This window comes from Pullulanibacillus sp. KACC 23026 (genome assembly GCF_029094525.1).
GTDB lineage: Bacteria > Bacillota > Bacilli > Bacillales > Sporolactobacillaceae > KACC-23026.
The window spans coordinates 2,893,968-2,904,336 of the sequence record NZ_CP119107.1 but is presented as its reverse complement, the minus strand read 5'-3'; the positions used below and the strand labels follow the sequence as shown (position 1 = coordinate 2,904,336).

Annotated in this window: 14 protein-coding genes; 13 read left to right on the top strand and 1 reads right to left on the bottom strand. The window is 38.2% G+C overall.

Features of this window, described 5'->3' with window-relative positions:
- Positions 1–75 precede the first annotated feature (75 nt).
- The 3 genes from PU629_RS13395 (at position 76) to PU629_RS13385 (ending at position 2,639) form a co-directional block, all read left to right on the top strand.
- Complete coding sequence (locus PU629_RS13395; protein ID WP_275280572.1) at positions 76–678, top strand: UPF0175 family protein; 603 nt, start codon at positions 76–78, stop codon at positions 676–678.
- Positions 635–1,636, top strand: a complete 1,002-nt coding sequence (locus PU629_RS13390) for a tetratricopeptide repeat protein (protein ID WP_275280571.1) — start codon at positions 635–637, stop codon at positions 1,634–1,636. The genes PU629_RS13395 and PU629_RS13390 overlap by 44 nt, the downstream gene beginning before the upstream one ends.
- Positions 1,637–1,892: 256 nt before the next feature.
- Positions 1,893–2,639, top strand: a complete 747-nt coding sequence (locus tag PU629_RS13385) for an NERD domain-containing protein (RefSeq protein ID WP_275280570.1) — start codon at positions 1,893–1,895, stop codon at positions 2,637–2,639.
- 207 nt (positions 2,640–2,846) lie between these two features.
- On the opposite strand, the gene PU629_RS13380 is transcribed toward PU629_RS13385, so the two are convergent.
- A complete protein-coding gene (locus PU629_RS13380; RefSeq protein WP_275280569.1) occupies positions 2,847–3,110 on the bottom strand; it encodes a hypothetical protein in 264 nt (87 codons plus the stop codon).
- Between the two features lie 255 nt (positions 3,111–3,365).
- Between PU629_RS13380 and PU629_RS13375 the strand changes: the two genes are divergently transcribed.
- The 10 genes from PU629_RS13375 (at position 3,366) to PU629_RS13330 (ending at position 10,293) form a co-directional block, all read left to right on the top strand.
- On the top strand, positions 3,366–3,659 hold the full coding sequence (locus PU629_RS13375) for a nucleotide pyrophosphohydrolase (RefSeq protein ID WP_275280568.1): 294 nt from the start codon (positions 3,366–3,368) through the stop codon (positions 3,657–3,659).
- Positions 3,660–3,671: 12 nt separating this feature from the next.
- The gene (locus tag PU629_RS13370) at positions 3,672–5,516 is read left to right on the top strand and encodes a DUF2075 domain-containing protein (protein ID WP_275280567.1); all 1,845 of its coding nucleotides are present in this window, start codon (positions 3,672–3,674) and stop codon (positions 5,514–5,516) included.
- A gap of 266 nt (positions 5,517–5,782) precedes the next feature.
- Positions 5,783–5,929 carry a hypothetical protein gene (locus PU629_RS13365; protein ID WP_275280566.1) on the top strand — a complete coding sequence of 49 codons (147 nt, stop codon included), beginning with the start codon at positions 5,783–5,785 and terminating at the stop codon, positions 5,927–5,929.
- A gap of 71 nt (positions 5,930–6,000) precedes the next feature.
- Positions 6,001–6,324 (top strand): hypothetical protein, encoded by a 324-nt coding sequence (locus PU629_RS13360; RefSeq protein WP_275280565.1) that lies wholly within the window; start codon positions 6,001–6,003, stop codon positions 6,322–6,324.
- A 60-nt stretch (positions 6,325–6,384) separates the two neighbouring features.
- The gene (locus tag PU629_RS13355) at positions 6,385–6,645 is read left to right on the top strand and encodes a hypothetical protein (protein ID WP_275280564.1); all 261 of its coding nucleotides are present in this window, start codon (positions 6,385–6,387) and stop codon (positions 6,643–6,645) included.
- A 93-nt stretch (positions 6,646–6,738) separates the two neighbouring features.
- Entirely contained in the window at positions 6,739–7,131 is a 393-nt protein-coding gene (locus tag PU629_RS13350; protein WP_275280563.1) for an AAA family ATPase, read from the top strand.
- A gap of 37 nt (positions 7,132–7,168) precedes the next feature.
- The gene (locus PU629_RS13345; protein ID WP_275280562.1) at positions 7,169–7,633 is read left to right on the top strand and encodes a 5-methylcytosine-specific restriction endonuclease subunit McrB; all 465 of its coding nucleotides are present in this window, start codon (positions 7,169–7,171) and stop codon (positions 7,631–7,633) included.
- Positions 7,630–8,328 (top strand): 5-methylcytosine restriction system specificity protein McrC, encoded by a 699-nt coding sequence (locus PU629_RS13340; RefSeq protein ID WP_275280561.1) that lies wholly within the window; start codon positions 7,630–7,632, stop codon positions 8,326–8,328. Before PU629_RS13345 ends, PU629_RS13340 begins: the two co-directional genes overlap by 4 nt.
- Positions 8,329–8,360: 32 nt before the next feature.
- Positions 8,361–8,657: an McrC family protein gene (locus PU629_RS13335; protein WP_275280560.1), complete on the top strand. Its 297-nt coding sequence runs from the start codon at positions 8,361–8,363 to the stop codon at positions 8,655–8,657.
- 322 nt (positions 8,658–8,979) lie between these two features.
- Entirely contained in the window at positions 8,980–10,293 is a 1,314-nt protein-coding gene (locus PU629_RS13330) for an IS1380 family transposase (protein WP_275280559.1), read from the top strand.
- The last annotated feature ends 76 nt before the right edge of the window (positions 10,294–10,369 follow it).

Genomic DNA, 10,369 nt, shown 5'->3' with positions numbered 1-10,369 from the left:
CAAGGTTTCGCGGATTCAGTGAGCTAGGGATGAGACAAAAGGGGGACAGTCCCCCTAACCTGGAGTGTGTTTGAATTGGCAAGAAAGAAGAGAAAACGAGGACATTATTGCAAGGGTTGCGGTGAGAATAGGCCCAATGAAAAATTCAATGCAAAGGGTCGAAAGCAGAATCTTTGCAAAGAATGTCAGAAATTATATAGAGATGAGGAAGATCTGTTCGATTCCGACGATACTTTTTCTTTTATAGCGGGTTATACCGATTCAGGGGTTCCATTTGGGATTACCCACGAAGAATGGGAAGAGATGGAAGAAGAAGAAGAGAGAAGAGTCAAGGAGATTCGGTTTATTTATCCTGACGGCATGGAGGAAATACTTCACTCCATCTTTTTGAATCAATCAACGAAGCAAATGCTTCAGTCAGCCCTTGCGATGACGCTATTTGTAACAAGAAAAATTAGCATGGAGCGCGCGGCTTTCTTAACGGGTGTTAGCTTGACAGATTACTTGAAGCTGTTGCATGCGAATGGTGTATCTTGGCAGAATGAGCTGGAAGATGGTTATATGGAATATAGAAAAAGCGTCCCAGATCTATTGGAATTAGTTGATCGGATTGCGAAGGAGGGTGAAACAGACGATGAAACGGAAGAACCGTCCCCGCGTTTCAGATTTAATCAATGAGTTGGCGATTGCCTCGATGGAGTCTCGTCAATACGAAGCGGCTTTGGAGCAATTTCAGAAGGCTGCTCAGCTCAAGCCGTCTACTCAGTCGCTTACAAACTTGGCATATTTTTATTACAATGAGGGCGTGCCAACAGGTGATGGGGCATGGGAAATCAAAGAACAAGAAGCGATCCAGTTGTTAGAAAGCGTCATTCAACGGAAGCCTCGCTCCCATTTTCCGTACTCGTTATTAGGGCAGATTTATATCACAGAGAAACAGTTCGACAAAGCCACTGCTGTTTTGTTACAAGCTGTTTCATTAAAGCCGATCCAGCCCAACTTAAATAATTTAGGTGTTTGCTATTATAATCAGCATAGATGGAGTGAAGCGGCCGATTGCTTTAAAAAGGCTCATTTGAAAAGGAATAGAGGGGATAGCCTGTCGCCTTTATTGTCGTATGGCGTGTGTTTGGCTAAACTCGGGTTTTACGAAAATGCACGTGACACAGCGAACCAACTGCTTCTGTACAATCAAGAATTGAAAGATGACAGTATTGAAAACATAGAGGACGAGATCGCTTATATCTTTTATATGTTAGATGATTATAAGCGGTTTGCTGAAATTTATTCTAAGTTAAATCTTAACCATTATGCAGTCGAGTGGTTCCCTCCCTATTTTTATGCCTTGTGGAAATCCGAGGGCACACGGAATCTCGAAAACGTGTCAGATGATTTGATCCGTCATAAAAAAGAAGAGTTTCAGGAAGCGTTACAGGATGATGATGACAATTGGGAGCCAGGAAGACGGCTCGAGTATATGGACGAAATCCAACAGGATATCGATTTTATCAAGACCCATGTCGATAGAATCAAATCTGGGGTCAGGCCAGAGCTAGACTATGAACCACCAATTGAAACTGGCTGTTATTTATTCGGATGTAGAAGACACAATCATCCGACGTATACGGATGATTGAACAATAGGCAATCGCTAGCGCTTCTTCAATAACGAAGGAGCGCTTCATTTATTTTTCTAGCAAAATGAATGCCAAAATTCATGTTACTGCTTCGGACAAGCCTTAATAGAATTAACCGTTCATTTTCGACAAAATTCGGAAATGATCTTTACAATTTATGGAAGTTAAGGAGATAATAAATCTATTGATAACTGAGCCTGTATTTGTTAGATTTTATGTTTGTGACCGTTTTTTAAATTTGAGAGGAAGTGACTGATTGCTATTTTTTATTCTATTAATTGTGTTCGTTGCAGTTCTAAGGCTTCCCGCTGTAAAAGGTTTTCTTGGCGAAGCGGGGGTCAGGCGTGCTTTAAAAAAACTCCCTGAACAGGATTATCTGGTACTTAATGATGTCATGCTGCCCAATCAAGGCAAAACGACGCAGGTCGACCATATTGTCTTATCCAAATATGGGATTTTTGTGATTGAGACAAAGAATTATAAAGGCTGGATTATTGGGAAAGAGAAAGATCGTCAATGGACCCAAGTGATTTATAAAAGAAAAGAACGCTTCTATAATCCCATCCACCAAAATTATGGACATATTAAAGCTCTAGAAACGATTTTAAGTGGTGTTTATGAAGGGGACTTTCACTCGATTATCTGCTTTAGCGATCGAGCCACTCTCAAAAATATTGAGGTCCAATCCTCTGATGTTAAAGTGATCTATAGCTCTCAGCTTTTAAAAACCATCTTCTCTTATCAGCAGGCTACGAATTCGTCATTTGAAATCCAACAATTAGCTGAAATGATCAAGTCTGCAGCCATTTCAAATGATAGAAAAGCTAAAAAGGATCACGTAAGAACCATTAAAACAAAACAACAAGAAATTAAGGCAAAAATCCAAGCCAGACAATGCCCAAAATGCGGGGGACAACTTGTAAAACGGAAAGGGAAATATGGGGAATTTTTAGGATGCAGTAACTATCCTAAGTGCAGGTTTATCGAGAAAAGGGCGAATTGAGGTCGTCGCCATAGCAAAAAGAAACAGCCACCGATGCTTGACGGCAATGAACATCTTTCAAAGATATAAAACATGATCAACCGTTAAACACGGTAGGTTAGTTGTAAACGACCGAGCGTACCAGCGCTTGGTTATTATTTATTCTCTCTTAACAAGTTAAAAATGGTAACTCACTTTCATCTCGTTGCAATTTGCTTTGCTGTTTTTCTAAACATTTAGAAGGAAGTCATCTTCTTCATCGGGTTCCTCAGTCACAATTCGATCACATTTTGGGCAATTAATGAACACATCATTAAGATGATAGCCCACATATCCATGAGTGCATTCTTGTATTTCAAAAATGATTTCCCATTCTAATTCGAATTTGTGGTCACAGGTCTTGCAATAAAAGGAACAAGTATCAAAATCCTCTTTTTCTTCTGCTGTTTTCTTCAGTTTTTTTTGTTCCTTCTTTTCTTGCCCATTCGTCATACTCTCCTTAATTAGGATTCGCTGAAATCTAGATATCAGCTAAATTTTAAAGCTATCAGAGATTATAACATATTAAAGCGAGGCTCTTAGTTAGACGAAGATTGATTAGAAATTCTGATGACTATATTCGTATTTTTTAGGGCTTTTCTAATATATCGCTATGGATTGGTGACATGGTAGTGAGATGAGGTGTAAAATATTGTTAATATCGAAAATATCGATAATGGATGATCAAAATAGATTGGGGATTTCAGGATGAGAGAAATTTATGAAAAAATAATTGAATTTCGGGATGAAAGAGGTTGGAAACCTTATCACAATGGAAAGGATTTGGCAATCTCGATCTCTTTAGAATCCAATGAACTGCTGGAAAACTTTCAGTGGAGAAGCAGTGAGGAAGCCGTTAAAGAATCTAAACAAAATATTAAGGAAGAAATGGCGGATATTTTAATCTACTTGATCCAGATGGCAGATGTACTTGAGATTGATTTGGAAGAGGAAGTGCTTCAAAAGCTCAAGAAAAATGCTGTGAAATATCCTGCTGAGTAGGAGGAACCGTAAATGATCATATATAATGAAACCTCTTCAAAATTTCTGAATCATATCTATGAAAATAAGATTGGCTATGTACTAAAAGAAAATGTACTAGCCAAGATGAATAAGGTGGTCTCCCAAAATGAATTGAGGTCGTGGGAGAATTCATTGCCACAAATGGCGAAGGTGCTGCGTGATGCGTCTCTAAAAGAGGATACACATGTGTTACTTGAATATAAACTGCCATCATCGGAAAAGCGAATTGATTTTCTGATAACCGGACAAGACGGACAGGGAAGAAAAAACGCGGTGATCATTGAACTCAAACAATGGCAAAAGGCAAAGGTCTCTGAGGGCAATGGAATCGTGAGGACATTTTTAGGGAAAAGAGAGCGTGAAACCGTTCATCCATCCTACCAGGCTTCGTCTTATAAACGTTATTTGCTTAATTTTAATGAGTCTCTTTACAACGATTCTACTATAAGTCTGCATTCATGTGCGTATTTACACAATTATATTCAAGATCGAATAGAGGAGCCCTTACTAGACCCGCGTTACAGCGATTATATTCAAGATTCACCGCTCTATTTCCAATTTAATGATCGTGATTTAGCGAAGAATTTAGGTGTATTAGTTGAAAGAGGAAATGGAAAAGAGATTGCAGAAACCATTGAAAATGGGAAAATAAAGCCGTCTAAAAAGCTTGTAGAAACAGTTAGCTCACTTATTGAGGGGAACGAGGAATTTGTCCTTCTTGATGAACAGAAAGTGGCTTATGAAAAAGTTATAAGTAAATACAATGATATTAAAACCGGAACGGATCAAAAGCATGTGATTCTAATAAAAGGTGGTCCCGGTACTGGGAAGTCTGTCATTGGAATCAATTTAATGGGCTACCTGTTAAAGTCTAGTGATTATGTTGAGTATATTACGCCAAATCAAGCGTTTCGAGAAGTGCTGCGCAAAAAGTTAATTGGTCGTTCTGGACATATTGAGGTCAGAGAGTTGTTTAAAGGGTCTGCAGCATATGTTGAGGCACCTGAAAATTATTTCGATGTGCTGATTTGTGACGAGGCTCATCGATTAAAAGAACATGGCCATATGAAAAAGAAAATCCCTGGTGAAAATCAGGCCACTCAAATCATTCGATCATCTAAGGTCAGCGTCTTTTTCATTGATGACTTTCAAAAGATCTCCAAAAAGGATATTGGGAGTGTTGATCTCATTAAAGAAGAGGCTAAGCGTTTTGGTGCGGAGATCCATGAGATGGAGCTTGAGTCACAATATCGGTGCTCTGGATCAGGGAACTACATCGCGTGGTTAGATAGTTTATTTAATGAAAGCGGAAACGAGCCTTTACTAGAAGGTGATTTTGACTTTAAAGTGGTTTCTAATCCAAATGAGTTAAAAAAAGAAATAGTCGATCAGCATGGCGGCCGGCTTTTGGCAGGCTATGCATGGGATTGGAATAAAACATTGGTAAACGGCGAACTTCCAAACGATGTTGTTATTGAAGACTATAATTTTGAGCTTCCTTGGAATGATCCAAACCGGATTGACTGGGCCATTCACCCGGATTGTGCTTACCAAGTAGGCTGTATCCATACGGTACAAGGACTAGAAATGGATTATGTGGGTGTCATTATTGGAAAAGACCTCGGCTATGATTTAGAAAAACAGTCACTTGTTGTTCGTAGAGAAGAATTTAAGGACAAAGGTGCTAGACCCGCCAAGCCAAAAAAAGGACAAGCAGATCCACTTGTTGACCTCGTTAAAAACACTTATAAGACACTCATGACAAGAGGGATGAGGGGTTGTTATGTGTACTGTTGTGATAAAGGGCTTGAAAAATATTTAAAGGATAGAAGTTAGGACTTTCAATTTAATTTTAAAAAATGTGTATAAAAAATTACTTGAAATAGAACGGATAAAAAAATTGATTCTATTGTTAGCTTATGTGTAATCATCTATGACAAAGGAGATTGTATTAAAATGACCAGGAATTAACGGACCAGCAAGTGGTGAAGCTTCATGAAGAATATAAGGAATATTTATATCGAACCCATCCTGACTGGAGCAGCAGTACTATTTCATAGCATTACTCGGATGCATTTTTTGCCTATAATAAAGACATTGGGATGGATTTTTGGTCTTGTTATGAAAATGATAAAACCATGCTTGAAGCGTGTGATAAAATTCAAGACTATTTATCTAAAAAGGGATTTGGGACAGCGAAGGAGCGAGCCAATGCCTATCTAGCCTCTATGAAACAGAAAGTTACTTAAGAAATAAGTTTCAACAGTGGATGCAGCGTCAAAGGAAATCAACAGGTGATCTTTAAAAACCGGAAACGATCATGGCTTATACAAATGCATTGAAGAATAGTACAAGTAAATTGAATTTAAATGAAATTGAACATACTGATCTATTCTACTACACCGCTTATGCGAATTTTGCGAAAGCTTATGATCTCATTAAAAGAGTGCCTAATTTCAAGGAAGTTGATAAAGCTGCGGGAAAAAATGCATATTCAAATGGGATGAAACTGTACCTGAGATTTTTAGAACAACGAGAACCAATTTCAGGGGAGAGTCTAACGGCTAATCACACTCAACAATCAGTTGAATCAGAACCATCGTCTTTTGCAAATCAATCCACTAGCTCATCCAAAAAACGTTAATGGGTCTATGTACCTGGTGAAGGATCGAGTAAGTGGGATGAATTTTTTAGTGCAGGTATAATGGGTATCGGTTGGGATGCACTAGAGGATTTATCAGCTTACACGGAAATGAGAAACAAAATGAAAGAGGTTTATGGAGATGGATCAACTTATAAAAATGATGGGCACGCGACTTGGCAATTTGTTAATGAAATGAATATTGGGGATATCGTCTATGCGAAAAAAGGGATAAAAGCCATTATTGGTCGAGGTGTGGTGATCTCTGATTATATTTATGATTCTATTAGGGAAAATTACAAGAATATAAGAAAAGTCAATTAGACGCATAAAGGAGATTGGGAGGAGGACGAGCTGCCGTTAAAAACTTTAACGGATGTAACTCCTTACACGAATTACTGTAAAGAAATTGAAAAAATGATCGCTGTTGACGAGGCACCTCAGGACGAACAAGTTCAGCCAATTACACCGTATACAGAACGTGATTTCTTTTATGATGTTTATATGTCCAGAGAAGACTATCAAACTCTTAAAAACCTTCTGTTTAAAAAGAAGAACCTTATTATACAAGGGGCACCTGGTGTTGGAAAAACCTTTGCGGCAGAGCGTTTAGCTTATTCCGTCATGGGAGAGAAAGATGAAAGTCGCATCAAATTCATTCAATTCCACCAAAGCTATAGCTACGAAGATTTCATAATGGGGTATCGGCCAAATGAAAATGGCTTTTCACTTTCAAAAGGCCCTTGTTATGAGTTTTGTAAAGATGCTGAGCCGGATGAAAGGCCGTATTTCTTCATATTAGTGAAATGAATCTTGGAAACCCGAGTAAAATTTTGGTGAATTGCTAATGCTTATTGAATCAGATAAGCGCGGTATAGAATTAAGGCTAATGTATGAAAATGAGCAGTTTTCTGTTCCCGAAAATGTGTACATCATTGGGATGATGAATACAGCGGACCGCAGTTTAGCCATGATGGATTACGCGTTGAGACGCCGGTTTGCCTTTTTTGAATTTGAACCAGCCTTTCAAAGTCAAGGCTTTAAAGCTTATCAAACTTCGAAATCAAATACCAAGTTTAATGTATTAATAAAAACGACTGAGGAAATGAATCAAGCGATCGCCATGGATGACTCTCTTGGAAAAGGGTTTCAAGTAGGGCACAGTTATTTTTCCACGAATGAGAGTGTAACTGATGCGTGGCTGCAGGAATTAGTAGAATATGAGCTTCTACCTTTAATTAATGAATATTGGTTTGACGAACCGTCTAAGGTGGATGACTGGACTAACAGATTGCGGCGTGCGATTGAATGATTAAGATTAAAAACATATATTATATGCTGGCTTACGCCTATCACTCGTTAAGGGAATCAAGCTTCAGCAGCCTTGCCCATGAAGAGTTTGATCATATCCATGATTTAATGGCTGCTATTTTATTAAACGGTGTTACGCAGCAAGTGAAACGAGGTCTGCATAAAGATTATCAAACCCAAATGGAGACACTGAGCCATTTAAGAGGGAAGATCGATCTTTCAGAGTCCATCAAACAACAAACCATGATGAAGAGGCAAATGATATGTCATTTTGATGAATTCGTTGCTGACACCTTATTTAACCAGATTCTTAAAACTTCACTATGGTATTTACTTCAATACGGGGAGTTAAAGCCTAAGAATAAGAAAGCCATTCGACAATTACTCTATCATTTTGATTCAGTAAAGCTACTGCAGCCAATGACTATTAAATGGGGATCCTTAAAATTTTATCGAAATTACGCCACTTATAAAGTGTTGACCTATATCTGCCGGTTGGTTCTGGAAGGATTATTATTATCAACTGAAAAGGGTAAAACTCAAATGGCCAAATACATGGATGAACAAAGCGAACACCGTCTCTATGAAAAATTTGTCTTGGGATACTACCAAAAAGAACATCTTCACCTGAAGCCAAAGCCGGCTTATGTGAAGTGGAATATTGACAATGACATTATTGATTTTTACCCGCGATGAAAACCGATATTACCTTGACCAAAGGTGAAAAAATGTTAATCATCGATACAAAGTTTTATAGTCATTCTATGCAGACTAACCAACACTACAACACGATAACTCATCACTCTAGTAATCTTTATCAGCTCTATACTTACGTTAAAAATGCTGATACGGAACGTTCAGGAAACGTCAGCGGAGTTCTCCTATATACCAAGACAGACGAAGAGATCACCCCTAACGATCACTACGAAATGGATGGTAACCGAATAAGCGTCCTAAGCCTTGATCTTAATAAGGAATTTTATGAAATTAGAGGGCAGTTGGATGATCTTGTTGTTCAGTTGTAAGATTAATGATTTGATTACTTGTTGTTAAGAAAAATGAATTTTTGTTGTTGTTACTTGTTTTTGTTTGAATTTGATATGTCAATTAATCGGCATTTACTTTTAAGAAACTGCCGATTTTTTGTGTTTAGTTAACAAAAATTTAAATTTTATACTAGAATATAATTGTATACCTGAATTATTCATAGAAAAATTGTTATAGGCAACCAATGCCCATCTAATAGGCTTTTTTGTTAAAGATTAATGCATCAAATAAATGCAAAAAAGAACCCGTTTCTGATAAGGTTAAACAACGACGAAATAACCATCAGAAAGGATTCTTATAATGGCTACTTTACCGCAATTAACCCTGAGTTTCAATCGTCAAATTAAATTATCAAATGATGGAGGGGATCTTTCCTCCGACACGGGTGAGTTCCTCTTTAGAGAATTTGATGAAAAACTAGAGTTTTCTAAGACCCTAGTGAACCATCTAAACTTGAAAGATGAGCGACGTTATCATGTTCATTCCAATGAAAACTTACTTCGTCAAAAGATCTATCAAATCATTGCGGGTTATGACAAAGATGATGCGGCAGATTATTTAACGAATGATCCTGTGTTTACTCAGATCCTTGGTACTGATACCTTGGCTTCTCAACCCAGTTTATCTCGCTTTTTTAAGAGATTCGATCACGAGGCTATGGATGGCTTAAATCAAGCGAATCAAGAAATCCTAGACAAGGTACATCAATTTAGAAAAGCTTTGGCTCTTATCTTAGATCTCGATTCAACGCATTCAGATGCCTATGGTAAACAAGAAGAATCAGCTTATAATGCCCATTATGGAACAGTGGGATTTCATCCCTTAGTTGCCTTTGATGGTGTAACTGGCGACTTTCTTAAAGCCAAACTGCGCCCTGGAAATGTGTACACATCAAACGGTGTGGTCGATTTCATTCAACCCCTGATTGAACATTACAACGAAACATTTCCAGAGACATCACTGTTTTTACGTGGAGACAGTGGCTTTGCGGTTCCAGGTTTGTATACCCTTTGTGAAAGAGAGTCCGTTTTTTACGTGATTCGTTTGAAGTCCAATACTCAACTCCAACAGCTTGCCAAAGAGTATCATCCTGCCACCGAACCTTTGGACATCTCAAAAACCGAATGTTATTTTGAGGAAACGATTTATCAAGCTAAGTCATGGGATCAACCTCGAAAAGTCATCATTCAATCGGTACGTCCAGCAGGTGAATTATTCTTTACACATTCCTTTTTTGTGACCAATTTAGAAGCCTTTACGCCTCAAGATATCGTCCGTTCCTATCAAAAAAGAGGGACGATGGAGAACTTTATTAAGGAAGCAAAGAACGGATTTGGTTTAGATCAAATGAACAGTCATTCCTTCCAAGTCAACGAGGCAAAAATGATGTTGAGCCTATTAGCTTATAACCTGACGAATTGGCTGCGCACCCTGTGTTTTCCAGACCATCAAAAGAAGATGCAAATTGAAACTATACGGACGCGAATCATTAAAGTTGCCAGTAAATGTATCAAATCAGGGAGATCTCTCTACTTCAAACTCGCTTCAAGCTTTGTCTATCAAAGATTCTTCTGGGACGTGCTCTCTCGAATACAAAAGCTACAGATTGAATGAGTTTCATCAACAAAAGCCAACTATTCAACGAAAATGGCGAGACTCCTGCGGGAAAAGCAACAGCTGAAGACCCCGC

What these genes read in the sequence shown, in the direction of transcription:
- PU629_RS13390 (WP_275280571.1), top strand. Translation starts at nt 635, where the DNA reads ATGAAACGGAAGAACCGTCCCCGCGTTTCAGATTTAATCAATGAGTTG.
- PU629_RS13380 (WP_275280569.1), bottom strand. Translation starts at nt 3,110, where the DNA reads ATGACGAATGGGCAAGAAAAGAAGGAACAAAAAAAACTGAAGAAAACA.
- PU629_RS13375 (WP_275280568.1), top strand. Translation starts at nt 3,366, where the DNA reads ATGAGAGAAATTTATGAAAAAATAATTGAATTTCGGGATGAAAGAGGT.
- PU629_RS13370 (WP_275280567.1), top strand. Translation starts at nt 3,672, where the DNA reads ATGATCATATATAATGAAACCTCTTCAAAATTTCTGAATCATATCTAT.
- PU629_RS13365 (WP_275280566.1), top strand. Translation starts at nt 5,783, where the DNA reads ATGGATTTTTGGTCTTGTTATGAAAATGATAAAACCATGCTTGAAGCG.
- PU629_RS13360 (WP_275280565.1), top strand. Translation starts at nt 6,001, where the DNA reads ATGGCTTATACAAATGCATTGAAGAATAGTACAAGTAAATTGAATTTA.
- PU629_RS13355 (WP_275280564.1), top strand. Translation starts at nt 6,385, where the DNA reads ATGGGTATCGGTTGGGATGCACTAGAGGATTTATCAGCTTACACGGAA.
- PU629_RS13350 (WP_275280563.1), top strand. Translation starts at nt 6,739, where the DNA reads ATGATCGCTGTTGACGAGGCACCTCAGGACGAACAAGTTCAGCCAATT.
- PU629_RS13345 (WP_275280562.1), top strand. Translation starts at nt 7,169, where the DNA reads ATGCTTATTGAATCAGATAAGCGCGGTATAGAATTAAGGCTAATGTAT.
- PU629_RS13340 (WP_275280561.1), top strand. Translation starts at nt 7,630, where the DNA reads ATGATTAAGATTAAAAACATATATTATATGCTGGCTTACGCCTATCAC.
- PU629_RS13335 (WP_275280560.1), top strand. Translation starts at nt 8,361, where the DNA reads ATGTTAATCATCGATACAAAGTTTTATAGTCATTCTATGCAGACTAAC.
- PU629_RS13330 (WP_275280559.1), top strand. Translation starts at nt 8,980, where the DNA reads ATGGCTACTTTACCGCAATTAACCCTGAGTTTCAATCGTCAAATTAAA.